Source organism: Thiocystis violascens DSM 198, from assembly GCF_000227745.2.
In the GTDB taxonomy this organism is placed as follows: domain Bacteria; phylum Pseudomonadota; class Gammaproteobacteria; order Chromatiales; family Chromatiaceae; genus Chromatium; species Chromatium violascens.
On the sequence record NC_018012.1, the window covers coordinates 4,136,147 to 4,162,857 of the forward strand.

At 63.4% G+C, this 26,711-nt stretch carries 24 protein-coding genes and 1 tRNA gene; 13 read left to right on the top strand and 12 right to left on the bottom strand.

Annotation, left to right across the window (positions count from 1 at the left end):
- Positions 1 to 102 precede the first annotated feature (102 nt).
- A complete protein-coding gene (locus tag THIVI_RS18365; RefSeq protein WP_014780029.1) occupies positions 103 to 2,436 on the bottom strand; it encodes a primosomal protein N' in 2,334 nt (777 codons plus the stop codon).
- 530 nt (positions 2,437 to 2,966) lie between these two features.
- On the opposite strand from THIVI_RS18365, the gene THIVI_RS18370 reads away from it, so the two are divergent.
- The 3 genes from THIVI_RS18370 (at position 2,967) to THIVI_RS18380 (ending at position 5,075) form a co-directional block, all read left to right on the top strand.
- The gene (locus tag THIVI_RS18370) at positions 2,967 to 3,572 is read left to right on the top strand and encodes an HNH endonuclease (RefSeq protein WP_014780030.1); all 606 of its coding nucleotides are present in this window, start codon (positions 2,967 to 2,969) and stop codon (positions 3,570 to 3,572) included.
- On the top strand, positions 3,569 to 4,444 hold the full coding sequence (locus THIVI_RS18375) for a fructosamine kinase family protein (protein ID WP_014780031.1): 876 nt from the start codon (positions 3,569 to 3,571) through the stop codon (positions 4,442 to 4,444). The genes THIVI_RS18370 and THIVI_RS18375 overlap by 4 nt, the downstream gene beginning before the upstream one ends.
- A 97-nt stretch (positions 4,445 to 4,541) precedes the next feature.
- Complete coding sequence (locus THIVI_RS18380) at positions 4,542 to 5,075, top strand: SixA phosphatase family protein (protein ID WP_041447752.1); 534 nt, start codon at positions 4,542 to 4,544, stop codon at positions 5,073 to 5,075.
- A 5-nt stretch (positions 5,076 to 5,080) separates the two neighbouring features.
- Here the strand turns inward: THIVI_RS18380 and THIVI_RS18385 are convergent.
- Positions 5,081 to 5,165, bottom strand: a tRNA-Leu gene (locus THIVI_RS18385).
- 405 nt (positions 5,166 to 5,570) lie between these two features.
- On the opposite strand from THIVI_RS18385, the gene THIVI_RS18390 reads away from it, so the two are divergent.
- On the top strand, positions 5,571 to 6,185 hold the full coding sequence (locus THIVI_RS18390; protein WP_014780033.1) for a hypothetical protein: 615 nt from the start codon (positions 5,571 to 5,573) through the stop codon (positions 6,183 to 6,185).
- Positions 6,186 to 6,246: 61 nt separating this feature from the next.
- Here THIVI_RS18390 and THIVI_RS18395 read toward each other — a convergent pair whose 3' ends face one another.
- The 4 genes from THIVI_RS18395 to soxX form a co-directional block, all read right to left on the bottom strand.
- Entirely contained in the window at positions 6,247 to 6,921 is a 675-nt protein-coding gene (locus THIVI_RS18395; RefSeq protein ID WP_014780034.1) for a rhodanese-like domain-containing protein, read from the bottom strand.
- Positions 6,922 to 6,978: 57 nt separating this feature from the next.
- Positions 6,979 to 7,527 (bottom strand): hypothetical protein, encoded by a 549-nt coding sequence (locus tag THIVI_RS18400; protein ID WP_014780035.1) that lies wholly within the window; start codon positions 7,525 to 7,527, stop codon positions 6,979 to 6,981.
- 78 nt (positions 7,528 to 7,605) lie between these two features.
- A complete protein-coding gene (gene soxA, locus THIVI_RS18405) occupies positions 7,606 to 8,445 on the bottom strand; it encodes a sulfur oxidation c-type cytochrome SoxA (protein ID WP_014780036.1) in 840 nt (279 codons plus the stop codon).
- A gap of 26 nt (positions 8,446 to 8,471) precedes the next feature.
- Positions 8,472 to 8,855, bottom strand: coding sequence for a sulfur oxidation c-type cytochrome SoxX (gene soxX, locus THIVI_RS18410; RefSeq protein WP_014780037.1), 384 nt, complete (start codon positions 8,853 to 8,855; stop codon positions 8,472 to 8,474).
- Between the two features lie 363 nt (positions 8,856 to 9,218).
- Between soxX and THIVI_RS18415 the strand changes: the two genes are divergently transcribed.
- The 5 genes from THIVI_RS18415 to kdsB all read left to right on the top strand — a co-directional run bounded on the left by THIVI_RS18415 (position 9,219) and on the right by kdsB (position 14,129).
- A complete protein-coding gene (locus THIVI_RS18415; protein WP_014780038.1) occupies positions 9,219 to 9,848 on the top strand; it encodes a MotA/TolQ/ExbB proton channel family protein in 630 nt (209 codons plus the stop codon).
- On the top strand, positions 9,845 to 10,321 hold the full coding sequence (locus tag THIVI_RS18420) for an ExbD/TolR family protein (RefSeq protein ID WP_014780039.1): 477 nt from the start codon (positions 9,845 to 9,847) through the stop codon (positions 10,319 to 10,321). The genes THIVI_RS18415 and THIVI_RS18420 overlap by 4 nt, the downstream gene beginning before the upstream one ends.
- Positions 10,318 to 12,081 carry a lipid A export permease/ATP-binding protein MsbA gene (gene msbA / locus THIVI_RS18425; RefSeq protein ID WP_014780040.1) on the top strand — a complete coding sequence of 588 codons (1,764 nt, stop codon included), beginning with the start codon at positions 10,318 to 10,320 and terminating at the stop codon, positions 12,079 to 12,081. Before THIVI_RS18420 ends, msbA begins: the two co-directional genes overlap by 4 nt.
- A gap of 262 nt (positions 12,082 to 12,343) precedes the next feature.
- Positions 12,344 to 13,366 (top strand): tetraacyldisaccharide 4'-kinase, encoded by a 1,023-nt coding sequence (gene lpxK / locus THIVI_RS18430; protein WP_014780041.1) that lies wholly within the window; start codon positions 12,344 to 12,346, stop codon positions 13,364 to 13,366.
- Positions 13,359 to 14,129, top strand: a complete 771-nt coding sequence (kdsB, locus tag THIVI_RS18435; RefSeq protein WP_014780042.1) for a 3-deoxy-manno-octulosonate cytidylyltransferase — start codon at positions 13,359 to 13,361, stop codon at positions 14,127 to 14,129. The genes lpxK and kdsB overlap by 8 nt, the downstream gene beginning before the upstream one ends.
- A gap of 190 nt (positions 14,130 to 14,319) precedes the next feature.
- Here the strand turns inward: kdsB and THIVI_RS18440 are convergent, their stop codons facing one another.
- From THIVI_RS18440 to nifJ, 4 genes are all read right to left on the bottom strand, one after another.
- Entirely contained in the window at positions 14,320 to 16,041 is a 1,722-nt protein-coding gene (locus THIVI_RS18440) for a cation acetate symporter (protein WP_014780043.1), read from the bottom strand.
- Positions 16,038 to 16,346: a DUF485 domain-containing protein gene (locus THIVI_RS18445; protein ID WP_014780044.1), complete on the bottom strand. Its 309-nt coding sequence runs from the start codon at positions 16,344 to 16,346 to the stop codon at positions 16,038 to 16,040. The genes THIVI_RS18440 and THIVI_RS18445 overlap by 4 nt, the downstream gene beginning before the upstream one ends.
- 402 nt (positions 16,347 to 16,748) lie before the next feature.
- Positions 16,749 to 17,765, bottom strand: coding sequence for a dihydroorotate dehydrogenase-like protein (locus THIVI_RS18450; RefSeq protein ID WP_014780045.1), 1,017 nt, complete (start codon positions 17,763 to 17,765; stop codon positions 16,749 to 16,751).
- A 200-nt stretch (positions 17,766 to 17,965) separates the two neighbouring features.
- Complete coding sequence (nifJ, locus tag THIVI_RS18455; protein WP_014780046.1) at positions 17,966 to 21,553, bottom strand: pyruvate:ferredoxin (flavodoxin) oxidoreductase; 3,588 nt, start codon at positions 21,551 to 21,553, stop codon at positions 17,966 to 17,968.
- Positions 21,554 to 21,803: 250 nt separating this feature from the next.
- On the opposite strand from nifJ, the gene rimI reads away from it, so the two are divergent.
- Entirely contained in the window at positions 21,804 to 22,295 is a 492-nt protein-coding gene (gene rimI, locus THIVI_RS18460; RefSeq protein ID WP_014780047.1) for a ribosomal protein S18-alanine N-acetyltransferase, read from the top strand.
- Positions 22,296 to 22,396: 101 nt separating this feature from the next.
- Here the strand turns inward: rimI and THIVI_RS18465 are convergent, their stop codons facing one another.
- Complete coding sequence (locus THIVI_RS18465; protein ID WP_014780048.1) at positions 22,397 to 22,759, bottom strand: hypothetical protein; 363 nt, start codon at positions 22,757 to 22,759, stop codon at positions 22,397 to 22,399.
- A gap of 78 nt (positions 22,760 to 22,837) precedes the next feature.
- Here THIVI_RS18465 and THIVI_RS18470 point away from each other — a divergent pair, with 78 nt between their 5' ends.
- Together THIVI_RS18470 and THIVI_RS18475 are read left to right on the top strand one after the other, a co-directional pair.
- Positions 22,838 to 23,218 (top strand): Rieske (2Fe-2S) protein, encoded by a 381-nt coding sequence (locus THIVI_RS18470; RefSeq protein WP_014780049.1) that lies wholly within the window; start codon positions 22,838 to 22,840, stop codon positions 23,216 to 23,218.
- A gap of 140 nt (positions 23,219 to 23,358) precedes the next feature.
- Entirely contained in the window at positions 23,359 to 24,468 is a 1,110-nt protein-coding gene (locus THIVI_RS18475) for an IS5 family transposase (RefSeq protein ID WP_041447215.1), read from the top strand.
- A gap of 182 nt (positions 24,469 to 24,650) precedes the next feature.
- On the opposite strand, the gene hcp is transcribed toward THIVI_RS18475, so the two are convergent.
- Positions 24,651 to 25,940, bottom strand: coding sequence for a hydroxylamine reductase (hcp, locus tag THIVI_RS18480; RefSeq protein WP_014780050.1), 1,290 nt, complete (start codon positions 25,938 to 25,940; stop codon positions 24,651 to 24,653).
- 326 nt (positions 25,941 to 26,266) lie between these two features.
- Here hcp and THIVI_RS18485 point away from each other — a divergent pair, with 326 nt between their 5' ends.
- Positions 26,267 to 26,494 (top strand): YMGG-like glycine zipper-containing protein, encoded by a 228-nt coding sequence (locus THIVI_RS18485; protein WP_245537309.1) that lies wholly within the window; start codon positions 26,267 to 26,269, stop codon positions 26,492 to 26,494.
- The last annotated feature ends 217 nt before the right edge of the window (positions 26,495 to 26,711 follow it).

Below are 26,711 nucleotides of genomic sequence, written 5' to 3' on the forward strand. Positions count from 1 at the left end.
GGGCGACGTGACCCGCTAGAAGGTCTTCCATGCGCCCAGCAGTCGCCCGCAAGCAGGCTCCTACGGGGGGTGACGCCTGGTCAAGTCATTTCCGGAATTCGCCTAAAGCATCTCCTGCGGATCCACGTCCAGCGACCAGCGCAGTCCCTTGGTTCGGGACAAACCGCGCAGGGCCGGGCTCCAGTGTGCCAGAAAACGCTGGAGCCGCGACCGCTCGCCGCATTGCACCAGAAGCTGGGCGCGATAGCGGCCGGCGCGCCGCTCCATCGGCGCCGGGATCGGACCGAGCAAGTGAACTCCAGGCGCATCCGCAGCCTCGATCAGCCCTTCAGCCAGGACGCGGGCCGCGCGCAAAAAGGCGAGCGGCTCCGACGCTCCGGGCGCCTCGGCGCGGACCAGGGCGAGATGGGCGAAGGGCGGCAGTTCGGCATCGCGTCGCTCCCCCAGCGCCACGGTCGCGAAACCGCCATAGCCCTCGCGCAGTAGCGATTGCAGCAGGGGGTGTTCCGGATGACGGGTCTGCAGCACGACCCGACCGGGCCGCTCCGCCCGTCCCGCCCGCCCGGCGACCTGCACGATGAGTTGCGCGGTGCGTTCCGGGGCGCGGAAATCGCTGGCGTAGAGCGCGTGGTCCAGATCCAGGATACCGACCAGGGTGACGCCCGGAAAATCATGCCCCTTGGCCAACATCTGCGTCCCAAGCAGGATCTGGATCTCGCCACGCGAGACCGCTCCGAGCAGCCGGTCCAGTTCGCCCTTGCGCCGGGTGCTGTCGCGATCGATGCGGGCGATGCCGACCTCCGGAAACAGGGGGCGCAGATTGTCTTCCAGACGCTCGGTCCCCTGTCCCAGCCGACGCAGATCGCTGCCCTGACAGGCGGGGCAGAGACTCGGCACGGGTTGCGACCAGCCGCAATGGTGGCACCAGAGTTTGCGCGGATTCAGATGCAGGGTCAGGCGGGCGTCGCAGTGCGGACAGCCGCCGACCCAGCCGCAGGCGTGACAGGTGAGAATCGGCGCATAACCGCGCCGGTTGAGAAACAGCAACACCTGATTGCCGGCCGCGAGTTCGGTCCGCATGTCGGCGCGCAGCACGGACGACAGCCCGGCCTGCAGGGGCTGATCGCGAATATCGAGCAGCGAGATGGTCGGCGGGCGGGCGAGACCGGCGCGCTCGGGCAGTTTCAACCAGCCGTAACGGTCGAGCCGCGCATTGTGCAGGGTCTCCAGCGCGGGCGTCGCCGAACCGAGCACGACCGGACAGCCGGTCAATTGGGCGCGGCGCACCGCCAGATCCCGCGCCGAGTAGCGGAATCCCTCCTGCTGTTTGAGCGAGGCGTCGTGTTCCTCGTCGACCAGGATCAGCGCCAGTCGTGGCAGGGGCACGAAGACCGCCGAGCGGGTTCCGAGCACCAGCGTGGCCTCGCCGAGCGCGGCGCGATGCCAGTTGCGTTCGCGTTCGCGCGCGTTGAGCGCCGAATGCAGCACAGCCACCGGCCCCGGCAGGCGCTGGATGAAACGCGCGCGCAGTTGCGGCGTCAGACCGATCTCCGGCACCACCACCAGCGCCTGACCGCCGGCGGCGATGACCGCCTCGATCAGACGGATATAGACCTCGGTCTTGCCGCTGCCGGTCACGCCGTCGAGCAGGAAGGCGCGGAAACCGCCGAGCGCGCCCAGGATCGCGTTCACCGCCGCCTGCTGGTCGGCATTAAGCGCGGGACCGGCGAGCGCCGAGACCGGCGGCGGCAGGGAGGGCGTCAGGCCCGGAGCCAGATGGCAGGTCTCGATCAATCCCTTCGCGCGCAGCGCGCGCAGGGTCGCGGCGCAGTCTCCCTGGCTCGCTCTCAGATCGGCCAAGGCCAGACCCGCCGGAGCGGCGCGCGCCAGGGCGAGCAGATCGCGCTGCCGGGGCGCGCGGTTCAGCGCGTCCAGCGCGACGGTCAGACCCGCGGGCGTGGCCTGAATCCCCGGAATCCGCTCGTCGAGCACGGGCGCCGGATCGCGCAGACGGGCCGGCAACGCGGTAAAGAGCGCCTCACCGATCGGCTGCCGATAATAGGCTGCGGCCCACTCGATCAGCCGCAGATCCGCGGGCGACAGCAGCGGGCGCGCATCCAGCACCGACTCGACGCGTTTGAGACGCGCGGGATCCTGCTCGGTGTGGGAGGCGATGCGCAGCAGCATCCCGACCCGGCGGCCGCGTCCGAAGGGCACCAGGAGACGCAGGCCCGGCGTCAGCGTCACGGGAGCGGGCGACACCGGCGGCAGATAGTCGAACAGCTCCGCCAGCGGCGCCGCTACGGCGACCCGCAGGATCGCCGGGCCGGACTCGGACGGGGTCGGTGCGCGACTCACGAGCGCGGAGCGATCCACGACAGGACCATCGATCCGACCGGATTGCCGCGCGCCTGGACGGCCGGCATTCGATTGCATTCGGCATCCGCGGCAACCAGATTGAAAAAAATCATGCTTGACACTTCGCGCCATCGACGGAACAAGGCGGTGCCCCGGCGGATGAATTCGCGCGTGAAGAAGGCAACCGGTTGTGCCGCAAGGCGAAAGACGAACTGCTCACAAAGTCTGTGGATAAATCTGTGGACAGGCGCTGGGAATCGCTCTCCGGATGGCGTCGATACGAGGGTTGCGCGGTTTTGGCAAGGCTTTGACCAGTTCATGACTTCTTATAGGATTCAATGCGTTACTGAATTGACCGACCGTTGACCGAAAGAGTGCCTTGACAAATTCGCGGATTCCCGCACCTCCATTCCGGACTGTGAATGATTCGGCCACGAGACGTCCGACCCTGCCGCCTGGAGATCGGGCGGGATCCTCGTTCAGACTGGGGTCACGGGAATCGGCGCCCTGGCAAGCCGATGACCGGACGCACGGGAAACGGATTTCTCAGGTTGCACGAGAGAGACAAGTGTGTATTATTCGCGCAAATACCGAGCCGTGTTTTCGCTATGTTGCAACTCAATCAACAGGTACTGCGAACGGATCTGGCAGGCATGCCTCTGGAGTGGATCGACTACCGGGTGGCTGCCCGACTCTATTTTCTCCACCAGGTCGCCTACGCCTGCGGGGATCCGCTCTTCCTGCTGCGTGGCGGAACCAATGCGCTCACCCGCGTCCAGAGCCGGCTCGAAATCCACTCGATCATCGCCACCTACGGCATCCATCACGCCCTGAACAAACTTCAGGACGATTATATGCCGCCGCTCTCGAACCGTACCCTGTTCCAGCGGGACAACCACATGTGCATGTACTGCGGCCAGCATTTTTCCGACCGTCATCTGTCACGCGACCACGTTCGTCCTTCCAGCAAGGGCGGCGCGGACCATTGGAACAATGTCGTGACCGCCTGCGTCCGCTGTAACAACTACAAGGCCGGGCGCTCGCCGGAGGACGCGGGCATGGAACTGCTCGCCGTGCCCTTTGCACCCACCCATGCCGAGTACATCTTTCTGATGGGTCGCAATGTTCTGGCGGATCAGATGGAATTCCTGCGCGCCCACTTTCCCCGCTCCAGCCCACTGCATCGCCGGCTCGCTCGCGAGACGCCCGCATGACCGCCTGGGACGTGATCGCCGCGCGCATCGGCACGGTCACCGGCGAACCCTTCCAGATCCGGCACCAGCGTCCGATCGGCGGCGGCTGCATCAATACGGCCTGTCTGATCGGCGACGGTCGGCGCGGGTTTTTCGTCAAGCTCAACGCGGCCGAGCGCCTGGCGATGTTCGAGGCCGAGGCCGAGGGTTTGGACGCACTCGCCGCGACCGGAGCCATGCGCGTTCCAGCGCCGGTCTGCGCGGGTCTCGCCGGCGACCAAAGCTATCTGGCCATGGAAACGCTCGATCTCGGCGGACGGCTGGATGGCGCGCTCGCCGGTCGCCAACTCGCCCAACTGCATCGCGCCACTGCGCAGACTTTCGGCTGGCATCGCGACAACACCATCGGCGCCACCCCGCAACCGAATACGCCCCGCGCGGACTGGATCGACTTCTGGCGCGAGCACCGGCTGGGGTATCAACTCGAACTCGCCGCCGCCAAGGGCTACGGCGGCCGTCTGCGGTCGTCCGGCGAACGCCTGCTCGGCGCGCTCGACGCGCTGATCGGGCACCGCCCGCCGTCCTCGTTGCTGCACGGCGACCTCTGGGGCGGCAATATCGGCGCGACGCCCGACGGACAGCCGGTCATCTTCGATCCCGCCGTCTATCATGGCGACCGCGAGGCGGACCTGGCCATGACCGAACTCTTCGGCGGTTTCGACGCACGCTTCCAGTCCGCCTATCGCGAGGCCTGGCCGCTCGATTCCGGCTATGCCGTCCGCAAGATTCTCTACAACCTCTATCACATCCTCAACCATCTGAATCTGTTCGGCGGCGGCTATCTCAGTCAGGCCCAGGGCATGATCGACCGACTGCTCGCCGAGACCGGCTGAAGGTGACGCAAAAATGACGAATATGTTAAAACTCCGGGATCGTGCCTGATGCCCAGGTTTTTATCTCAGTTTGAAGTACGCCGGCCCCTTTTTTTATATGTCACGAGAACTCTTAATCCTCCGGCACGCCAAGTCGGATTGGAGCGCGGGCGATGCCGCCGATTTTCGGCGTCCGCTCGCCAAGCGCGGCAAGCATGACGCGCCCAAGGTCGGCGCCTGGCTCTACCGCGAGGGGCTGGTGCCGGATCATGTCATCTGTTCGCCCGCCGAACGCGCCCGCCAAACCGCCGAGATCGTTTGCAAACGGCTGGATTACAAAAAAAAGAAGATCGTGCTGGAGTCCGGAATCTACGAGGCTGGCGTCCCGGAACTGCTCGATGTGCTCGAACGCTGTCCCGCCAATGCCGCCACAGTCCTGATCGTCGGGCATAACCCCGGACTGGAGGAACTGGTCAGGCATCTGGTCGGCGAGGATCTGGACATCCCCGAAGATGGCAAGCTGCTCCCGACCGCTACCGTCGCCCGACTGGAAATGCCGGACGACTGGCGCGCACTCGCGGCGGGCAGCGCGCAACTGGTCTCGATTACGCGCCCGCGCAGTCTCTCTGACGGCATACAAAAAAGTCGGTAAGTCGTTGGTGCGCGAGGGGGGACTCGAACCCCCACGGAGTGCTCCACTGGAACCTAAATCCAGCGCGTCTACCAGTTCCGCCACCCGCGCAAGTCGGGGGATATTACAATGGATTGCTGAAAAGCGGTATGTCTTGTGAGCGGTCGTCGATCTTTCCTTGAGGCGTTACCGTGAAAGTCGCGCCATGCGTGCTCCACCTCTCCTGCTGGGAAAGGGCAGGGGTGGGGGAGCGCATTTGGCGAACCCGCTTTCATTGTTCGGAGCTGCGGCTCGCCATGTCTTTCAGGCGCCGGTTTATCGTCGCAAAACCGTCGGTGCGATGCGATGGATCGTCGGTGTCTCATGCCTTGCCGAGCCTCCTGCCGAAGGCATACCATTCAGGCATGCCCTAATCACGGTCGATCTGATGGACGGACCTCGCCCGTGCTCCGGCTATCGGCCACGCCATATCCTCTCCAGCGATGTGGGTTTCGATCTTTATTTCAGGGGAAGACGATGGCCGGAACCGTGATCGACGATATCCTGGAGCGTTTGCGAGCGACCCAGCAGGAATTGGATCAGGAAATCGATCGTCTGCTCACGGAAAGCCGGGAGCAGTTTCGTTATTCGCTGGACTACGGGAAAGTCGTCTTCGCACGTGGCACGCGGCTGTTGTATCTGCGCCATCGCACCGGTGTCTGGCGCTATCTCCGGCGGGCTCCGATCGCCTATCTTCTGTCGGCCCCACTGATCTACGGCATGATCGTGCCCTTGGTAATCATGGATGTGTCCTTCACGCTGTTTCAGCATGTCTGCTTTCGTATCTACGGCATCCCGCGTGTACGCCGCGCGGATTACCTGATCATCGATCGGCATCACCTGGCGTATCTCAACTGGATCGAAAAGCTGAACTGCGTCTACTGCGGTTACGGCAATCAATTGATCGAATACGTTCGCGAGATCGCCGCTCGAACCGAGCAATACTGGTGCCCGATCAAGCATGCGCGGCGCACCCTGGATCCGCATCGGCGCACGTTGCAATTTTTCGAGTATGGCGATGCTCAAGCCTATCGTCAGAAACTGCATGCCTCGCGCGAAGCGTGGCAAACGACTGACAAGAGAATCGAATAGACCAGAAAATGGTGCGGGTCCGCTGGCCCCGCACCATTTTCCGCGATTCGTTCCGAACCGCTCAGGGCGTGACGGTGGTGAGCCCCACGCTGACCCAGTCCTGCATGCCGCCGCGATACCACTTCAGTTTGTGCACGGGGTAGCCGATTCCGACCAGGGTCTTGAGATTGGCGGTGGATTGCGGACACCAGATGCCGTTGCAGAAGAGCACCAGCGTCTTGGCGTTGCTGAAATTCCAGGCCCCGGTGGCGGCGTTCCGGTTGACGCCGAATTCGTCTTCCAGAATATGATGGAAGCTATCCGACTCGGTTGGGGTCTCGAAGGTGCCGGCGGTGTCTCGATTGATCTTGTTCCAGGGGATGTTGACCGAGCCGGGGATGGTGCCACGCATGACCCAGTCCGGGGTGCGCGAGTCGACGATCAGGATGTCGGACTCGCCCTGGTTGATCCGGTGCAAGTAATCGAGCACCTCAAGTTCGCCCACGGTCTCGATTCCGGGGGCGGCGAGCATGGGCTCCACGCAGAATGGGGGGCAGCCGCGATCGGTCTTCTGGAAAATCTCCGGTAGGGTGGCGTGGCGGTCATGTCCGCGCTGGATGGTCACGGTCGCGCCATTGTGAATGACATCGACGCTTTCGAGTGTTGGGGTGATCTTGTTCTCCGCGGCAAGCGCATTCGATGCGGCGGCGAAACAGACAATCAGCATGGCGGCGGCCAACGGCGTTTTCAGTTGCATGATGCGGTTCTCCTGAACGAGGTGATAGGGGGGCAAGGGCTCGGCGACGCTAGCCGGTCACGGCTTCTTCGCAACATAGGATGGGAAACTCGCGCCTTTTTCCTTCAGCGCCTGCTCATACCCCAGTGCACCTTGCCGTGCCGCCTGATTGGCCAGTTGGATGGCCTCGTCATACTGGCCGGACTTGGCGAGTCCCTCGGCATCCTTGATCAGCTGCGCGGTATCGCGCCACTCGCCGCCAACGGAATCGGCTTGCTTGCGCGCTGCCTCCGCCGCCGTGATCGCTTGCTTGGCCTTGCTGGCCGCGTCGGTATCCGCAACCTTGCCGCTGGACGCCTGTTCGTAGGCGAAGCGATCCTGCCGGGCGGCCTTGTCGGCAAGTTCGACCGCCTTGGTGTATTGGCGCGAGGGAAGCAGCCCCTCGGCTTCCTCGATCATGGCGGCGGTGTCGGGCGAGGTCGCCTGGACGGACGCCGCCTGTTCATGGGCGGCCCTGGCCGCGGCGATGGCCTGCTCGGCATCGGAGCGGTGGGTTGCCCAGGCATTGGGCACGGCTATCATCAGGGCCGCGATCAGGGCGCCCACTGGAAGACTACGATTTTTCATTTGGTTAACACTCCTTTCTCGTCTCTTATGCGTGCGGGAGGAACACAAGCGCCTCCCGGCGAATGTGGACTGGCCGAATTATTTACGCGCGGCGGGGCCGTTGAGTTCCAGTCCATTGTTGACGTAGGTAAGGAAAAATTCGAGGTTCCGATATTCCTCGCCCTGGGCCGGAAACGCCTTGGCACGTACCTGTTCGTTACAGCCCGAGAAGCGTCGGTGCAGGGTACCCATCTCGCCCCATTTCGAGCGATAGACCGGCCAGTGTGTCGTGTGGCCGAGGGCCGGGCTTAGAATCTCGGTGCGCAGCGTGGTGCCCGAGTTGCCGAAGTGACAGTGGGCACAGGAAAAATTCAACTGGCCGCGACGGGCGAAATAGAATTCCCTGCCTTTTTCATAGGCCGCGATGGCGCGCGGGTCATCGCTCGGAATCTCGACGTTGGTGATCTGGCCACGCGACTCGAAGGCGATGTACGCGAGCAAGTCGGCGATCGGACCCTTTTTATAAGACAGCGGCTTTTCGCCATTGGTCTCGCGGCACTGGTTGATTGCCAGCGGCAGGGTCATGACCTGACCAAGCTTCCGATCCCAATGCGGGTATTTGTTCGCGATCGCCGGGCCGTCCGAGAAACAATCCTGGTAGCGCTTGCCATTGGCGAATGGCGTATTCCACATCGTTTCGCCGCTGCTGATGGCGTTCTCGTAGGGTGGGAATTCCTCGATCGCCTCCCAGTTTTCGCGCCCGACGGCGTCGATGGCATAGGCGCCGTTCTTGAAGTCATCTTCGGGAACATTCGGAAATCGTTGCTTGAAATAGGACTGGAAGGTGGCCTTGTCCTCTTCCGGGGTGGTGGCGATGGTCGGGGTTGCGATGGTGCAGACCAGGGTCGCGGCAATCAGCGAAAGACTTGTTTTATTCATGTCGTGCTGCCTCCGGTGATGATGGCTTAGAGAGACCAGATGTACTCGACGACATCGACGAACTCTTTTCGGGTCAGGATCTCATGCTTGCCAAAGGGCGGCATCACCACCTCCGGGTTCTTGACGGTGGCGTCCCAGATCTGGGTCGCGAGCGCCTGTTTGCTCGGGTAACGGGTCTGCATGGCGATCAGCACCGGACCGATCGCGCCGGGTCCGTTGGCGCCCGGCATCGCGTGACAGGCGACGCAATTGCCCTTGGCACGGTCGTTCGCCACGAGTTTTCCGGCGGCAGTGTCGCCGGAGAGTTCCAGATCCGCCGGCAGTTCCGCGAATGCCGCGCCGGTCGTCAGGGCCGAGAGACCCAGCGACAGGGCGAGCAGGCGTGGACGGGATAAACGCATCAAAGACATGACAAAAGCCTCCTTAAAGCTCTACCGAGGTCGAAGCCGTGGGGGCGGATGGCTCCGATCCCCGGCGATTGTTATTGGTCTGCACAGCCGCTCCAAGATGACGTCGCGCCGGTGGCGGGCAACGCTATGCGTGGAATCGTCGTGGCCGAATCCTAGCACGGGCTCAGGTGAATGCACGACTCCGGCGATGGGTCTTTTGCCCTGAAAGTCGCTGCAGGCGCTCCACATCGGGCCATGCCGGGAATTCCCGCGCGTTCGTACTCGCGATGCCGTCCGCGCGCCGCTTCGAGTATCATGCTGGCGCAAGACCCTGGACCCTGCATTGGGTTTAAGATTCGGTGGGTCACCCCGAGGAGTTATCCCGTGCTTGAATTGATGTATGCCGGCGGCTGGCTGATGGCGCCGATCCTTGCCTGTTCCGTCATCGCCACCGCGGTCGTGATCGAACGCGCCTGGACCCTGCGGCGCCGGCGCATCATGCCGGCGAATCTGGTCACGCGGATCTGGCAGTTGCACCGCGTGAATCAACTGACCGACGAGAGCGTCGAAGCGATCCGCGAGGCATCGCCGCTCGGGCGCATGCTCGCCGCCGGACTGGTCAACCGTCATCACTCCCGCGAGGTGATGAAGGAGGCGATCAACGACAGCGGCCGACATGTGGTGGCCGAACTGGAGCGCTTTCTCAACACCCTGGGAACCATCGCCTCGGTGGCGCCGCTGCTGGGATTGCTCGGCACCGTGTTGGGCATGATCGATGTCTTCGGCGTCATCATGGAGGCCGGGGTCGGCAATGCCGGGATTCTGGCCGGCGGCATTTCCAAGGCGCTCATCACCACCGCCGCCGGATTGTGCGTGGCGATCCCGGCGCTCCTTTTCCATCGTTTCTTCGATAATCGGGTCGGCCAGTTCGCCATCGAGATGGAGGAACAGGCGCTGCGTCTGGTGGAGGTCATGCAGGGCGAGCGTGAAGCCCGCGAGGATCCGACCGCATGAACCTGCGTCCGCACCGGCGCGAGCCGGCCGACATCAATCTGACGCCACTGCTCGATGTGGTGTTCCTGCTGCTGATCTTTTTCATGGTCTCGACCACCTTCAAGGACGAGGCGCGTCTGCGCGTGCAGTTGCCCGAGGCCCAGGGCGAGTCGATACCAGCGCAGGCGCCGGAGATGATCCGCATCGTCATCGATCGGGCCGGACGCTTTTATGTGAACGATCAGGCGCTGGTCGACGAGAAACCGCTGACGCTCACCCGGGCGCTGACCGGCGCGCTCGGCGAACGCAGACAGATGGTCCCGGGCGATGCGCAACCGCCGCCGGTGCTGATCCAGGCGGATGCCAGTACCCCGCATCAGGCCGTCATCACGGCTATGGACGCGGCCAGTCAGGCGGGGCTGAACCGGATCGCCTTCGCCGCGACTCTGCCGGCTTCGGCCGAGGCCGGTCAGCCGGACGGCGCGGCCCCATGAGCAAGGATCCCGTGCTCACCAACGCCGACGCCCGGCAGGTCTATCGTCGCCTGCTGCAATACGTCAAACCCTACTGGCGGATCTTTTCGCTCTCCATCGTCGGCATGCTGATCTTTGCTGCCACCGAGCCCTTGTTCGCGGCCATGATGAAGCCGCTGATCGATGGCAGTTTCGTGGAGCGCAACGAGGACATGGTGCGCGCCATGCCGCTCTTTCTGGTCGGCCTCTTTGTGGTGCGCGGCATTGCGGGCTTTATCAACACCTATTGTCTGAGCTGGGTCGGGCGGCGGGTGGTCGCCGATCTGCGTCGGGAAATGTTCGGGCATCTGCTGCGGGCGCCGACGCGTTATTTCGACAACCAGGGTTCCGGTCATATCCTGGCCAAGCTCACCTATAACGTGGAGAACGTGGCCAGCGCCGCGACCTCCGCGATCACGACCCTGGTGCGCGACGGTTTCACCGTCATCGGTCTGATGGGCTTCATGCTCTACATCAACGCCGCGCTCTCGGCGATCTTCCTGGTGATCGGCCCGGTCATGGCCGGCGCAGTCAAATACGCGACCAAGCGTTTCCGCCGGCACAGCCGGCGCATCCAGAATCGGGTCGGCGACCTCACCCAGGTCGCGCAGGAGGCGATCGAGGCCCATCGGGTGGTCAAGGCGTTCGGCGGTCAGGCGCGCGAGGCGCGGCGGTTCAATCTCATCAACGAAAAGACCCGCTCGCTCCAGATGAAGATGATCGCGACCGAGGCGGCCAGCGTGCCGCTGGTGCAGTTGATCTCGGCGGCGGCGATCGGCGTGGTGGTCTATCTGTCCACCATGCAGGGACTCAAGGAAAACATCTCGGTCGGCACCTTCATGTCCTTCGTGGTCGCCATGGGTCTGCTGTTGCCGCCGGTCAAGCGACTGACCTCGGTCAACGCCAAATTGCAGCAGGGCATCATCGCCGCCGAGAGCCTGTTCGAGCTGCTGGATTCGGAAGAAGAATCCGACCGGGGGACGCGCACGCTTGACCGGGCCGAGGGCCGGATCGACTATCGCGGCGTCAGCCACCTCTACGCGGACGATAAGCTGCCGGCGATCCAGGCGCTGGATCTGCTCGTGATGCCTGGCGAAAAGGTCGCGCTGGTGGGCCGTTCCGGGAGCGGCAAGAGCACGGTCGCGAGCCTGCTGCCGCGTTTCTATGACGCCACGGCGGGCGAGATTCTGATCGACGGCATCCCGATCCGCGAACTGACCCTGGCCAGCCTGCGCGCCCAGATCTCGCTGGTGAGTCAGGACGTGGTGCTGTTCAACGACAGCATCGCCAACAACATCGCCTATGGCCGCGACGAACCGCCGACCCTGGCCGAACTGGAGCGCGTGGCGCAGAGCGCCCATGCGCTGGAGTTCATCGAAACCTTGCCCCAGGGCTTCGACACCCTTGTCGGCGACCGGGGCGTGATGCTCTCGGGCGGCCAGCGTCAGCGGCTCGCGATCGCGCGGGCCATGCTCAAGGATGCGCCGATCCTCATCCTCGACGAGGCCACCTCCGCCCTGGATACCGAGGCCGAGCGCCATATCCAGGCCGCCCTGCAAGAGTTGATGGCGCGCCGCACCACGCTGGTGATCGCCCATCGGCTGTCCACCATCGAGAACGCCGACCGGATTCTGGTGCTCCAGGACGGGCGGATCGTCGAGCAGGGGCGGCATTCAGAACTGCTGGAGCTGGGCGGCTATTACGCCCGGCTGCATCGGCTTCAGTTTCATGATGCCGCTTAAACCGCGTCCGCAATGGCATGCGTCGTTTTGAGTGGGCAGCGAATTTGGCATCTCTCTGATGCGTCGGCGTCGACGCGGTTTAAATGATTTATTTTGGATCTCGTGACACCGCAGAGCGGTGTCACGAGCGGCATCGCCGTAGGGGCGAATTCATTCGCCCCTACAGGCCAGCATCCTGCTCAAGGGATGGTGATGGCCTTGATCTCCGTGCGAATCCCACACAACGTACCTTAAGCCCCGCTGTATTTAGAGGCTGTCCACGATGATGGATCCCACCCCGATCTGGTATGGCAAGGACAAGCCCTTGCTCTGGAACGCGCTCTCGCTGCTTCTCCTGCCCCTGTCCTGGCTCTATTGCACGGTCGTGCGGCTGCGGCGGCTCGGTTATCGGCTCGGCTGGCTGACCAGCCGGCGCCTGCCGGTTCCGGTCATCGTGGTCGGCAATCTGACTGTCGGCGGGACCGGCAAGACGCCGCTAACGTTGCGGCTCGCGTCCCTGCTGCGCGAGCGCGGCTGGACACCCAGCATCGTCACCCGCGGCTATGGCGGTCTGTCCGCGACCTGGCCGCAACCGGTGCATGCGGAGAGCGACCCGGCCATGGTCGGCGATGAAGCCGTCCTGCTGGCGCGTCGCAGCGGCTGCACCGTGGTGGCGGGACCGGATCGTGCCGAGGCCGGCGCGCTGGCGCTGCGTCTGGGTGGCTGCGACATTCTGCTCACCGACGACGGGCTCCAGCACAGTCGGATGGCACGGGATCTGGAGATCGCGTTGGTCGATGGCGAACGCGGCTTCGGCAACGGCCGCTGTCTGCCCGCCGGTCCGTTGCGCGAGCCGCCGAGCCGACTGAGAAGCGTCGATCTGGTGCTCTATCACGGCGGGACCGGACCCGATCCCCGGATGCGGCTGGTTCCCGGCGCGGCGGTGAATCTGCGCCGCCCCGAGCTGACCCGTCCGCTCGCCGACTTTCGCGGACTGCGAGTACTCGCGGTCGCCGGCATCGGTCATCCGGAGCGTTATTTCGCGCTGCTGGCGGATACCGGACTCGACATCGAAGCGCGACCCTACCCGGATCATCACAAGTTCACGGCCAGCGATCTGGCGCGGTGGCCCGATGGTCCGGTGCTCATGACCGAAAAGGATGCCGTCAAGTGCGCGGCCTTTGCCGGCGATAACCACTGGTATCTCCCCGTGGAAGCGAGTCTGGACGAGACGTTTCTGGCGCGTTTCGAGGCTAAACTTGCGGCATTCGCCCTTCAACTCTGTTCAGGACACGCGCATGTCTAACCGCTTCAAAATCGTCATCCCGGCCCGTAACGGTTCCACCCGACTGCCCGGCAAGCCGCTGATCGAACTCGCCGGCAAGCCCATGATCCAGCATGTCGTGGAGCGGGCACTAGCGAGCACAGCCGCCGAGGTGGTGGTGGCGACCGATGACCAGCGTATCGTCGCGGCCTGCGCCGGGTTGGGCGTCGAAGCGGTCATGACCAGCGTCGAGCATTGCAGCGGCAGCGACCGCATCGCCGAGGCGATCGGGTGGCTTGGCTGGGACGACGACACCATCGTGGTCAATCTCCAGGGCGACGAGCCCTGCATGCCCGCCGCGCTGATCGACCAGGTTGCCGCCAACCTGGCGGAATTGACCGGAACCGGAATGGCCACCCTGGCCTATCCCATCCGCGACAGCAGTCACCTGTTCGATCCTCATGTGGTGAAAGTCGTGACCGATGCCGCCGGTTTCGCGCTCTATTTCTCCCGCGCGCCAATCCCCTGGCACCGCGACGAGTTTCTGGGCAGCAGGCAGTTCGTTCTGCCGTCGTCGATGGTTTTTCTGCGGCACATCGGTCTCTATGCCTACCGCGCGGGCTTCCTGAAGCGCTATGTCGCCTGGCCGCCCGCGCCGCTGGAACAGGCCGAATCGCTTGAACAGCTTCGCGTGCTCTGGCATGGCGAACGGATCCATGTCGGTCTGGCCGCCGAGGAGCCGGGGCAGGGGGTGGATACGGTCGAGGATCTGGCGCGGGTAGTGAAGAGGATGGGTGTGAGTTGATGGAGAAGTGGACATGAGGCCACTTTACGTTGCGCAAGGCGACCGTACTGAATGGATCGCAGTCATCTCTGTAATTTATAGATAAATATCAACATGTGATTAGATATTTAATGAAATGTTAAAACCCCAGTGATCGGTCCATACACTGACCACTAACACGGGACATCCCTGTCCCGAATGGTCTCGGCCTTTAGTGGCTTGCGCCTCCCTCGGCACCAATACCCGTCTCGCAACGGATCCGCTGTGCATCGAAAGCGGCCCGATCGATTTTGGCGCGCTCGGAGTTGTCGAAAATCGAGAACAGCCAGATACAGGCGAAGGAGATCGGGATCGAGACGATCGCCGGGTTGTTCAGCATGATCAGGCCGACCGACTTGCCGTCCTCGCCCACGTGGCCGAGCACGTCGCCCCACACCGCTTTCGACATGACCGTCAACACAAAGGCGCTGATGAGTCCGGCGAAACCGCCGATCAGCGCGCCGCGCGTGGTCATCTTGCTCCAGAAGATGGAGGCGACCAGCACCGGGAAGTTGGCGCTCGCCGCGATCGCGAAGGCCAGACCCACCATGAAGGCGACGTTCTGACTCTCGAAGGCGATGCCCAGCCCAATGGCGACCAGTCCCAGACCGAAGGTGGCGAACTTGGAGACGCGGATTTCGGTGGTCTCGTTGCTGCGACCGCGCGCGATCACGCTGGCGTAGAGGTCATGCGAGATGGCGGAGGCGCCGGCCAAAGTCAAACCCGAGACCACGGCGAGGATGGTGGCGAAGGCCACGGCCGAGATGAAGCCGAGGAAGAGATCGCCGCCGACCGCTTTGGCCAGATGGATGGCGACCATATTGGTTCCGCCATTGATTCCGCTGACAAGCTGACCCTGGATGACCGAGCCATCCGCCGCTAGCGCCGCCGGCTTGAAGAACTCTGGGTTTTGAGCTAGCAGCACGATGGCCGCGAAGCCGATGATGAAGGTCAGGATGTAGAAATAGCCGATGAAACCGGTGGCGTAGAAGACCGATTTACGCGCCTCCTTGGCATCCGGCACGGTGAAGAAGCGCATCAGGATATGCGGCAGACCGGCGGTGCCGAACATGAGCGCCAGGCCGAGCGAGATGGCGTTGATCGGGTCCGTCACCAGCGAGCCGGGCGACATGATGGCGCCAGCCTTGGGATGCGTCTCGACCGCCTGCCGGAACATCTCCTCGGGGGAGAAATTGAAGGCTGACAGCGCCGCGACCGCCATGAAGGTCGCGCCGCACAGCAGCAGCACCGCCTTGATGATCTGCACCCAGGTGGTGGCGGTCATGCCGCCGAAGATCACATAGACCATCATCAGGACGCCGACGATGACCACGGCCATCCAATACTCCAGACCGAACAGAAGCTGGATCAGCTTACCGGCGCCGACCATCTGCGCAATCAGGTAGAAGGCGACCACGACCAGCGAGGAGATCGCCGCCATGGTGCGGATCTGGGTCTGACCGAAGCGGTAGGAGGAGACGTCGGCGAAGGTGAACTTGCCCAGGTTACGGATCTGCTCGGCGATCAGGAACATGATGATCGGCCAGCCGACCAGGAAGCCGATGGAGTAGATCAGACCGTCGTAGCCGGAGGCGAACACCAGGCCGGAGATGCCCAGGAAGGAGGCGGCGGACATGTAGTCGCCGGCGATGGCCAGACCGTTCTGGAAGCCGGTGATGCCGCCGCCCGCGGTATAGAACTCCTTGGCGGTACGGGTGCGCTTGGCCGCCCAGTAGGTGATGCCCAGGGTTGCCGCGACGAACGCGACGAACATGTAGATGGCCGTCATGTTCACCGACTGTTGCTCGACGGCGCCGGAAAGTGCTGGCGCGGCCACGAGCATGAAGGGGGTCAGCAGGGCGAGCAGGACGCCCCAGATCGCGAAGCGCTTCATTGGAGATCCTCGCGGATGGCTTTGGTCAGGGCATCGAACTTGCCGTTGGCCTTGGAGACGTAGAGTCCGGTCAGGATGAACGAGGCAACGATGATGATGACGCCGACCGGGATGCCGACCGTGGTCACGGCGCCCTCGGAGATCGGGGTGCCCAGCAGGCTAGGCGCGAAGGCGATGACCAGGATAAAACCGTAATACATCGCCAACATGAGGACCGTCAGGTTCCAGGCGAAACACTTGCGTGAACACACCAGCTCCTGATAGCGAGGATGCGCCTTGATGGCGTCGACCGAGGCTTGCTGCATTGGGTAGTCCTAAAATGAAGTGAATGGGATGATCGAGAGTCAGGCGGCGCAACGGGATCCCGGCCTGGGATTCCGCTGAAAAACACGCGCGCGCAGTGTCGCCCCGCGTACTCGTGAGACGAGTACGACGCCTCTCTGTGATGTTATTGTTGATTGCGCACGCGCGATCCGGGCAGGGGGCGATTGTGTTGGTGCGTCGTGCAAAGAGTCAATGGGTGGAGCGCTTCTATTTATCTATCCGTTGTATTGGTTTCGTCGCGCGCGCCGGGATCGGCGCTTGGCAACTGCTCATTCTCCGTTCCCGATTTCTGAGCAGCATCGTTGTCGAACTGATTCTTCGATCGTCACTTTCGTCCCCTTGGGAGCGGGGCGTTCCGCCTTCGCTCCCAAAGCGATGAGTCTCTAAACTCGCACGCCCGCGGCGACACTGTAGCTATCCAGGACGTTGAGATAGTTGGCCCGCTCGAATTCGGCCGGATTGGGCACCGTCAGCGCGCTGACGCGGCCACGGAAATCGTCGACGGACTCGAACCCCTGTTCGGACATCCAGTCCTGGATTCCGGTCAGAATCAGGGCGGTATACGCCGGCCCCTTCTGCAGCAGGACGCTACACAGATGCACCACGTCGGCACCGGCGAGCAGCAGCTTGATGGCGTCCTCGGCGGTATGAATGCCACCGGTGGCGCCGAGCGAAAGACCTTCGTGACGTCCGTGGAGGATGGCGATCCAGCGCATCGCGAGCAGGATCTCCGCCGAGGTCGAGGGACGCAGGGTCGATTGCAGCCGCAAGCCCTGAATGTCGATATCCGGTTGATAGAAACGGTTGAAGAGTGCCACGCCGTTGGCGCCGGCCGCGGCCAGTCGGCTGACCATGTTACCGACCGAGCTGAAGGCGGAGGAGAGTTTCATGTTGATCGGGATCTGCACATGGCCGCGCAGCTCGCGCAGCAGGCTCAGATAACGCTCCTCGACCTGCGCGCCGGTCTGTCCGATATCGCCGGCGACATAGTAGACATTCAATTCCAGCGCGTCGGCCCCGGCCTGCTGAAGGTCGGTGGCGTGCTTGATCCAGCCGCTGGGGGTGACGCCGTTGAGGCTGGCGATGACCGGAATCTCCAGCGCTTCCTTGAGCTTGCGGATGTGGTCCAGATATTGGTCGAGCGCATTGTCGAAGTCCCGATGCGCGGGCAGGAAACCCTCGCCGATCTCGGCGAACCCTGTCTCCTGTTGATGCAGAAAGCGCACCATGGATTCGGATTCGGCGGTGATGGCCTCCTCGAACAGCGACCACATGATGATGGCCGCCGCGCCGTTGTCCTCCAGTTCGCGCGCGATACTGACGCTTTTCGACAGCGGGGAGGCGGAGGGGACCAGCGGATTCTTGATCGTCAGTCCGAGATACTTGGTCGTCAGGTTCATGGCTGGCTAAACCTCATGGTTCCGTGAATTAGCGTGAGCGAAAAAGCGTGTGGCGGGCGCTCCAGCTTCCCTTGCCCAGAGGACGGGAGAGACCGGGCGCGTCCGACCAGCCGCCGTCGACAGTGAGTCGGCATGACGGCTGGCCGGGTGCCTGAATGTGTCTTGGCCAGGATCGACTGGCCATTCATCGGGCCGCCCGCCTATTCGGTCGGGGGCACGCCCGACTTCTGGACAGCCAGATGCGCCAACTGCTCGTAGAGCGTGAAGTGCGTCTGCACATGCTTCTGCGCCAGTTGCAGATAGCGTTCGGCGGCCTCGGGATGGGTCCGGTTCAGCAGGCTGAAACGGGTCTCCGAGGCGACGAAATCCCGATAGGGAATGCTCGGCGGCTTGCTGTCCATCAGCAGCGGATTCTCGCCCTTCGCGGCCCGGCGCGGGTCGTAACGGAACAGCGACCAGTGACCGGAGTTCACCGCCATGTCCTGCTGGCGCAGGTTGTTCGACAGGTCCACGCCGTGGGCGATACAGGGCGAGTAGGCGATGATGACCGAGGGTCCGTCATAGGACTCGGCCTCCAGGAAGGCGCGCACGGTCTGCACGTCCTTGGCGCCGAACGACACCTGGGCGACATAGGCGTTCTCGTAGGCCATGGCCATCATGGCCAGATCCTTCTTGAAGGTCGGTTTGCCGCCGGCGGCGAACTTGGCGACCGCGCCCATCGGGGTCGCCTTGGATTTCTGTCCGCCGGTGTTGGAATAGACCTCGGTGTCGAGGATCAGCAGGTTGACGTTGCGCCCGCTGGCGAGCACATGGTCGACGCCGCCGTAGCCGATGTCGTAGGCCCAGCCGTCGCCGCCGATGATCCAGACGCTGCGCTTGACCAGTTGCTCGCAGATTGCCGCCAGGGTGCGTGCTTCCGGTGTATTGAGACCCTTAAGCGTCTCTTTCAGCGCCGCGACCCGTTCGCGCTGGTCATGGATGCCGGCCTCGCTCGACTGATCGGCGCTCAGCAGCCCCTCGACCAGTTCGCCGCCGATCTGGCTCGCCAGTTGGGTCAGCAGTTCGCGTGCCTGTTCGGTCTGTTTGTCCACGGCCAGACGGATGCCGAGCCCGAACTCGGCGTTGTCCTCGAACAGCGAATTGTTCCAGCTCGGACCGCGCCCCTCGGGGTTGGTGGTGTAGGGCGTCGTCGGCAGGTTGCCGCCATAGATGGAGGAACAGCCGGTGGCGTTGGCGACCAGCATGCGATCGCCGAACAACTGGGTGGCGAGCTTGATATAGGGTGTCTCGCCGCAGCCCACGCAGGCGCCGGAGAACTCGAACAGCGGCTGCATCATCATGGCGTGCTTGATCTTGCTCGGATCAAGGCTGGCGCGGTCGAATTCGGGCAGGGTCAGGAAGAAGTCCCAGTTGGCCTGTTCCGCGTCGTGGATCTCGGTCGCCTCCACCATGTCGAGCGCCTTGTGACTCGGATTGGTGCGATCGCGGATCGGGCAGACCTCCGCGCAGAGTCCGCAACCGGTGCAGTCGTCGGGGGCGATCTGATAGGCGATGCGATGGCCCTCGGGGAAATCCTTGCCCTTCATCGCGACGTGCCGGAAGCTCGCCGGGGCGTCCGCGGCGAGTTCGGCCGGAAACACCTTGGCGCGGATCGCCGCGTGCGGGCAGACCAGCGGGCATTTGCCGCACTGACTACAGAGCGCCTCGTCCCAGAGCGGCAGCTTGAGCGCCAGGTTGCGCTTCTCGAAGCGGGTGGTGCCGGTGGGCCAGGTGCCGTCGACCGGCATCAGGCTGACCGGAAGCTGGTTGCCGCGCCCCGCCAGCAGGGTCGCCGTGACCTTGTGCACGAACTCGGGCGCATCGTCCGGCACGACCGGCGGGCGATCGAAGGCGCTGGTGACGCTGCCGTTGAGGGTGACCTGGTGCAGTCCGGCCAGGGTGGCGTCGATCGCCTGATTGTTGCGCTCCAGCAGCGCCTGACCCTTTTTGCCGTAGGTCTTCTTGACCGCGGTCTTGATGTGGGCGATCGCCTCGTCGCGCGGCAGGATGCCGGAGATGGCGAAGAAGCAGGTCTGCATGATGGTGTTGATGCGCCGGCCCATGCCGGTCGCCGCCGCGATGCCGTAGGCGTCGATCACGTAGAAGGACAATTCCTTCTCGATCATGGTCTGCTGCATCTTGCGCGGCAGTTCGTTCCAGACCTGGTCGGATGGAGTAGCCGAGTTCAGCAGGAAGACGCCGCCCTTGCGCGCCTTGTCGAGCATGTCGTAGCGCGTCAGGAAAGTCGGCTGATGGCAGGCGACGAAACTCGCCTCGTCGTCGCCGATCAGATAGGTACTGTTGATCGGATGGGCGCCGAAACGCAGATGGCTGATGGTCATGGCGCCGGCCTTCTTCGAGTCGTACTCGAAATAGCCCTGACCGTAGTTCGGCGTTTCCTCGGCGATGATCTTGATGGAATTCTTGTTGGCCGACACGGTGCCGTCCGAGCCCAGGCCGTAGAAGACGCAGGCGGTGACGCCCTTGGTCACGTCAGGCCGGAAGGTCGGATCCCAGTCCAGGCTGGTGTGCGTGAGATCGTCGACGATGCCGATCGTGAACTGATTTTTCGGCTTCTCCTTGGTCAGTTCGTCGAAGACGCCCTTGACCATGCCGGGCGTGAATTCCTTCGAGGACAGACCGTAGCGGCCGCCGATCACGCGCGGCATGGTCGCCAGATCGCCCCCGGCGTGTGCCTGGGCAAGCGCGGTGAGCACATCCTTATAGAGCGGTTCGCCATCGGAACCCGGCTCCTTGGTGCGATCGAGCACCGCGATCCGGGTCGCGGTGACCGGCAGCGCAGCGAGCAGATAGGCTGGATCGAAGGGGCGGAAGAGCCGGACCTTGAGCATGCCGACCTTCTCGCCATGGGCGACCAAGTGGTCGACGGTCTCCTCGGCGGCGCCGATGCCCGAGCCCATCAGCAGGATCACCCGCTCGGCATCCGGCGCGCCGACATACTCGAAGAGTCCGTACTGACGCCCGGTCAGCTTGGCGAAACGATCCATCACGCCCTGCACGATGGCGGGGGTTCGACTGTAATGGAGATTGACCGTTTCGCGTCCCTGGAAATAGACATCCGGATTCTGCGAGGTGCCGCGCAGAATGGGGTGATCCGGGTTGAGCGCGCGGGTCCGGCAAGCCTTGACCAAGTCATCGTCGATCATGGCGCGGATCGTCTCGACCGGCAGCCGCTCGATCTTCGCGACCTCGTGCGAGGTGCGGAAACCGTCGAAAAAGTGCAGGAAGGGCAGGCGGCTCTCCAGGGTCGCGGCCTGCGCGATCAGGGCGAAGTCCATCGCCTCCTGCACCGAGGCGCCGCAGAGCATCGCATAGCCGGTCGCCCGGCAGGCCATCACGTCCGCGTGGTCGCCGAAGATCGACAGACCTTGCGCCGCCAGCGAACGGGCCGAGACATGGAAGACCACCGGCGAGAGTTCGCCGGCGATCTTGTACATGTTCGGGATCATCAGCAGCAGACCCTGGGAGGCGGTGAAGGTGGTCGCCAGCGAACCGCCCTGCAGGGCGCCATGAATGGCCCCGGCGGCGCCCGCCTCGCTCTGCATCTCGACCACGTCGGGGACCGTGCCCCAAAGGTTTTTGACCCCCAGCGAGGACCACTCATCCGCCCATTCGCCCATGTTCGAGGAGGGCGTGATGGGGTAAATGGCGATGACCTCGTTGGTCATGTGTGCGACATAGGCGGCGGCTTCATTGCCGTCGAGGGTGGCCATTGTCTTATGCGACATCGATCTGTCCCGCAAAAAGTGGAAAAAAGGATCCCGGCGAGGCGAAAATGCCGCGCGACACGGCGAAGGTGGCATTGCCCGAACGCGGTCGTATGGATGGTTGGAGCAACTCAGGCCAGGCGGGAGTCAAGGAATCGCGGCAACTATAGCCCGAAACCAAACCTTTTTGGTGATGCTCTTTGCGGGCTTGTCGGATAAATCGATCATGGCATGATGCGGGTCATTTTCAGTCGCGTGGTGAGTATCAACGATGTCAATTCAGGAACAAGGCCCAGGGTTCGCGCTCAGACCCATGCGCGGCGAGGATCTTGCCGCGGTCGGGGCGGTCGAGCGCGCGGCCTACGCGTACCCCTGGAGCGACGAGATTTTCCAGGACTGTCTACGGGTCGGTTACTGCTGCTGGGTCGGCGAGATCGCTCGGGACATCGTCGCGCACGGGATCATGTCGGTTGCCGTCGGCGAATGTCACATCTTCAACCTCTGCGTGCATCCGCGCTGTCAGCGCCAGGGTCTGGGCCGCGCACTGTTGCGTCATCTGCTGTCGCTCGCGCTCAAGCGCAAGGCCGACACCGCCTTTTTGGAAGTGCGGGCCTCCAACAGCGGCGCGCGCGCGCTTTATGTCTCGGAAGGGTTCTGCGAGATCGGCACCCGCCGCAAGTATTATCCGGCGGGCAAGGGCCGCGAGGACGCCACGGTGCTGGCGAAGGAATTGCGAAGTCCTGATTTTGGCGAAGGTGTGTAACTCGGTCTGGGCTTCGGGGCGCTGGAGCCATTGGCTCACGCCTGTCCGCCCAAACCGATCGGGCGACAGTCAGCGATCAGGGCGGAGGCGTGACATCAGGATTAGCGGAAGCCCCAGCGCAGGGCGGAGGCCCCGTGACCGATGCTTTGCGCCGCATCGCCGATCGAGCCGATGCCATTGGCGACATTCGAGGTATTGCGGCCAAACACCTCGGTATCCTCGGTCCGATTCATGACCCGTACCCGATTATCCGTCAGATCGGCGTTGCTGTTCATGAGCCGCGAACGCGCGCGGGATTCGCGATCGATGGCCCCGGCGGCGGCATGGTTGACATCGGCCTGGCTGCGCAGCACTTCGTTATAGGCGCTATTGCCGTAGACATTGAAGTTATCGGCGGACACGGCGGAGGCCGACAGCAGCAGCGCGACGGCGGCGATACCGCCAAAGAGTCGATTGATGGTCATGGTTGGCTCCTCGATTCGGATTGCGATAAAAGTCGGGGTGTCCGTGCGGACGCGGTTTAAACGGAAAGCGCGATCAATATGTCAACTCTCCGCGATCAACGATTTTGGATCGGTCACAGCGAGCAACTGGTTGAGGGCGCCTATCTCCGGATCGATGCGACCTATGCCGGCGACCCAACCTCCTTACTCGTCTTTCGTTACAAGGGGCGGTGTCTTGCGTATCGAAATCTCTGCGTGCACATGCCGCGCGAGCTCGATTGCGAAAACGATATGATTTTTGACGAGACCGGTCAACTTTTGCGTTGTTCGATGCATGGGATCGTCTATGACCCGCTCACGGGCGAATCGCTCAGTACGCTCTGCAGCGGTCAGCGGCTGACGCCGGTCAGGGTGATGGAGGACGCGGAAGGAATCTGGATCAAGGATCGTCGGGTCAGGCCGCGGCCGGCGACGGTTTGAGGCCGGAGCGCCGAGCCCGGATTTCCCGTCCATCCCATTCGACTGGGCTCATGACAGGCCTCGAGAGCCTCAGAGGGTGTAGACAAAAATAATTGAGCTGCTATTTGTATACCAGTCTACAACTGAGCTGGTGTGCGCTGATGTCGAAAGCTGGTCGTCCCCCCAAGATTCACGAGGCGGAGCAAGCGGTATTGCGTCAAATTGTCACGGATCGCCCGACCTCCACGCTGTCAGAGATTGCCCGGGAACTCGCGGCACGGACGGGAATCGAGGCTCATGAAGCCACGATTCGCAAGTCCTTGCGGGAGGCGGGCGTCACGCGCCTCCGGGGCGAGAGTGGTCTCGAGGCGCAAGCGCGCGCAACGCCGCGTCGGTATGGGTATACGGATGCGCATCGTCGCCACGACCCCGACCAAAGCTACCCAAGTTGTCTGACCGATGCGGAGTGGGACTTGGTCGCCGCTCTCTTTGAGATGCCGGGCGGGCGGGGTCAACCGCCCCGCGTGTCGCGCCGGAGCATCCTGGAGGCGTGTTGCTACGTGGTGCGCACGGGGTGCGCGTGGCGGATGCTGCCGCACGATTTCGCGCCTTGGCAGAATGTCTACAAGACGTTTCGCCGTTGGAGTGCGGCTGGGAAGTTTGAGCAGATGCATGATCGACTGCGGGGGCAATGGCGCGAACGCGAGGGGCGTGAGATCGCGCCGACGGCGGCGGTGCTGGATGCGCAATCGACCCGCGGCTCGCCGCAGGGTGGACCGAGCGGCTTTGATGCGGGCAAGCAGGTCAAGGGGCGCAAGCGCAGCCTGGTGGTCGATACCTTGGGGTTCGTGTTGGCGGTGAGCGTGGTCGCGGCCAATCTTCAGGACCGCGATGCCGCCTCGGGCGCCGTCGCTGACGCGGCCGCCAAGTACCCCCAGATCAACACGCTGTTTGTCGATAGCGCCTACGCCGGTCAATTTGCCCAAACCACCGAGCAGACCCACGCGATCCGCGTGGAAGTCGTGCGCCATCCAGCCAACAAAAGCGTTGGCTCCTGGCACGTGGACGGGGCGCCTGACCGAGTGGTGATCGCCAACGCCGACGGCTTCGTTCCGCTGCCGAAGCGCTGGGTTGTCGAGCGCACCCATGCGTGGAATGAGCGTGCCCGTCGATTGATCATGCATCATGACCGTCTGCCAGCGGTCTCCGAAACCTGGGTTTGGCTGGCGGAGGCGCGCATCCTGCTGCGGCGGTTGACCACAACGGTTTGATTTTGTCTACACCCTCTCAGGACGAACGGGAAATCCTCCGCGCGCTTGGCGGTCTGATCGCCTGACGATGTTTATCTGAAGTCGATACGTGTTGATCCTGAACGCCTGAGGTGCTGCTGTACTGGCGACAAGCGAAACCGCACGGTATTGCGCCTGTGCGGTTCCATCTGACGGTTGCTGGTTCAGGCGCCCATGGCGCGTTTCAGATCGCCCTCGGCATCGCCGCCGGTGAGCCGCAGATCATAGCGTTCCTGCAGAATGGCGAAGACGTTGGGCGTAACGAAGGCTGGCGGATTCGGGCCGAGCGTGATGCCCTTGACCCCGAGACTCAGCAGCGTCAAAAACACGGCCACGGCCTTCTGCTCGAACCAACTGATGACCAGCGTCAGTGGCAGGTCGTTCACGCCGCAGTTAAACGCCTTGGCCAGCGCCACCGCGACGGCGATCGCGCCATAGGCGTCATTGCACTGACCCATGTCCATTAGACGCGGCAGGCCCAGATGCTCGCCATAATCGTGATCGCGGATGCGGAACTTGCCGCAGCCGAGCGTCAGGATGAATGAATCCTTCGGCGTGGCCTGCGCATAGTCGCTGAAGTAGTTGCGGCCCTTCTCGGCACCGTCGCAACCGCCGATGACGAAGAAATGGCTGATCTGGCCGGCCTTGACGGCATCGACGATGGTCTGGGCCCGGTCGAGCAGCACGGTGCGATGGAAACCAACCGTGGATTCTCCCACGATGTGTTCCTCGCAAGGCTCGCAGCGACGCGCTTCCTCAATGACCGCCGAAAAATCCTCGTCCAGACGCTGACCGCCCGGCACCGCCGTGGCGCGCATGGTGAAGAGCCGGCCTTTGTAGCTGTCGGGCGGGATCAGCACGCAGTTGGTGGTCACGACCACGGGGCCGGGGAAGGCCGCGAATTCCTTCTTCTGATTCTGCCAGGCGCCGCCATAATGCCCCGCCAGGTTCGGATGCTGCTGGAACTTCGCGTACATGTGGGCCGGCAGCATTTCGCCGTGGGTGTAGACCTTGATATCGGTGCCCTTGACCTGTTCGAGCAGGTTCCAGAGATCCACCAGATCATGCCCCGAGACCAGAATCCCCGGTCCCGCCTGGGTGCCTTCCCTGACCTTGATCGGCGCGGGCTTGCCGAAGGATTCAACGTGGCCCTCGTCGAGCAGTTCCATGACCCGCAGATTCATCTCGCCGCACTTGAGACAGAGTTCCAGCAGGGTCTCCACGTCGAAGTTGACGTTGGTCATGGTCGCGAACAGGGCTTCCTCGATGAAGGACGAGACCTGCTCGTCGAATTTACCCATTCTCCGGGCGTGATGGGCGTAGGCGGCCATGCCCTTGAGTCCGTAGAGCAGGGTTTCCTGAAGCGACTGGACATCCGCGTCCTTGCCGCACACGCCGGGGGAGCTGACGCAGGCGGTCTGGCGGAAGGTTTGTTCACACTGATTGCAATACATGGAAACCTCTGGATCTGAAAAATGGCTCAAGGAAAATCGGCGCGCGGGGGAGAGTGTCGCGGGAGCGGAGTTGGATGGCCTTGACCAAGGTCAAGTCACTTCTGGCGTGTGTTGCTTCGAACCGAATCCTTGGCGTTGGAGATGCCAGGGCGCGCCCGCATTTATAATCATGGTGAAGAGGCGTGTGAATGGCCGTTGAACCTGCGTTCAACCGCGTCCAGAGCGAAAAACGTCGTTTTCAGCCTTTTCCAGCGTCGCGACCGCCCTGCGCGATCGGCGAGACGCAGTGACAATGTCTGTCCATAGGAGCTAAAGCGATGAAACTGATGACGATTTCGATAACCCTGCTGGCGGCCGCCTCAATCGCCGCCTGCGGCACCACCACCGCCTCGCGGACGGGGAGCGGTGCCGCGCTCGGGGCGGCCACCGGCGCGGCGATCGGTTCATTGAGCGGCGACGCCGGGAAGGGCGCGCTCATTGGCGCGGGAGCCGGGGCGCTGGGCGGGTACGTTCACGATCGCAACGAGAAGAGCAAAGAGCGGCAGCGGTGGTAGGCGGACAGCGGAGCCCGTCGGCCTCGGACGCCGGGTTCCGTTGGCACAATCCCGCTTGCGCCTAATCCGAATGTTTCATGAAGCCGCTGGCAGATCCAGAAACCGATGATCGCTGTCGGTTTCGGCGGCGATCCGGAGCGTGACGGGGTCTTGACCCCGTCCGGTTTAGGAGAAAGCCGCTATCGCCAGCGTTGCGGTTCGTCGATCGCCCCCCATT

Coding starts and splice junctions, on each gene's coding strand:
- msbA (WP_014780040.1), top strand. CDS start 10,318: ATGAGCAAGGATCCCGTGCTCACCAACGCCGACGCCCGGCAGGTCTAT.
- kdsB (WP_014780042.1), top strand. CDS start 13,359: ATGTCTAACCGCTTCAAAATCGTCATCCCGGCCCGTAACGGTTCCACC.
- THIVI_RS18485 (WP_245537309.1), top strand. CDS start 26,267: ATGACGATTTCGATAACCCTGCTGGCGGCCGCCTCAATCGCCGCCTGC.
- THIVI_RS18470 (WP_014780049.1), top strand. CDS start 22,838: ATGTCAACTCTCCGCGATCAACGATTTTGGATCGGTCACAGCGAGCAA.
- hcp (WP_014780050.1), bottom strand. CDS start 25,940: ATGTATTGCAATCAGTGTGAACAAACCTTCCGCCAGACCGCCTGCGTC.
- rimI (WP_014780047.1), top strand. CDS start 21,804: ATGTCAATTCAGGAACAAGGCCCAGGGTTCGCGCTCAGACCCATGCGC.
- THIVI_RS18370 (WP_014780030.1), top strand. CDS start 2,967: ATGTTGCAACTCAATCAACAGGTACTGCGAACGGATCTGGCAGGCATG.
- THIVI_RS18395 (WP_014780034.1), bottom strand. CDS start 6,921: ATGCAACTGAAAACGCCGTTGGCCGCCGCCATGCTGATTGTCTGTTTC.
- THIVI_RS18400 (WP_014780035.1), bottom strand. CDS start 7,527: ATGAAAAATCGTAGTCTTCCAGTGGGCGCCCTGATCGCGGCCCTGATG.
- lpxK (WP_014780041.1), top strand. CDS start 12,344: ATGATGGATCCCACCCCGATCTGGTATGGCAAGGACAAGCCCTTGCTC.
- THIVI_RS18375 (WP_014780031.1), top strand. CDS start 3,569: ATGACCGCCTGGGACGTGATCGCCGCGCGCATCGGCACGGTCACCGGC.
- THIVI_RS18380 (WP_041447752.1), top strand. CDS start 4,542: ATGTCACGAGAACTCTTAATCCTCCGGCACGCCAAGTCGGATTGGAGC.
- THIVI_RS18440 (WP_014780043.1), bottom strand. CDS start 16,041: ATGAAGCGCTTCGCGATCTGGGGCGTCCTGCTCGCCCTGCTGACCCCC.
- soxX (WP_014780037.1), bottom strand. CDS start 8,855: ATGTCTTTGATGCGTTTATCCCGTCCACGCCTGCTCGCCCTGTCGCTG.
- THIVI_RS18445 (WP_014780044.1), bottom strand. CDS start 16,346: ATGCAGCAAGCCTCGGTCGACGCCATCAAGGCGCATCCTCGCTATCAG.
- THIVI_RS18390 (WP_014780033.1), top strand. CDS start 5,571: ATGGCCGGAACCGTGATCGACGATATCCTGGAGCGTTTGCGAGCGACC.
- THIVI_RS18365 (WP_014780029.1), bottom strand. CDS start 2,436: ATGCAATCGAATGCCGGCCGTCCAGGCGCGCGGCAATCCGGTCGGATC.
- THIVI_RS18450 (WP_014780045.1), bottom strand. CDS start 17,765: ATGAACCTGACGACCAAGTATCTCGGACTGACGATCAAGAATCCGCTG.
- THIVI_RS18420 (WP_014780039.1), top strand. CDS start 9,845: ATGAACCTGCGTCCGCACCGGCGCGAGCCGGCCGACATCAATCTGACG.
- THIVI_RS18465 (WP_014780048.1), bottom strand. CDS start 22,759: ATGACCATCAATCGACTCTTTGGCGGTATCGCCGCCGTCGCGCTGCTG.
- soxA (WP_014780036.1), bottom strand. CDS start 8,445: ATGAATAAAACAAGTCTTTCGCTGATTGCCGCGACCCTGGTCTGCACC.
- nifJ (WP_014780046.1), bottom strand. CDS start 21,553: ATGTCGCATAAGACAATGGCCACCCTCGACGGCAATGAAGCCGCCGCC.
- THIVI_RS18475 (WP_041447215.1), top strand. CDS start 23,359: ATGTCGAAAGCTGGTCGTCCCCCCAAGATTCACGAGGCGGAGCAAGCG.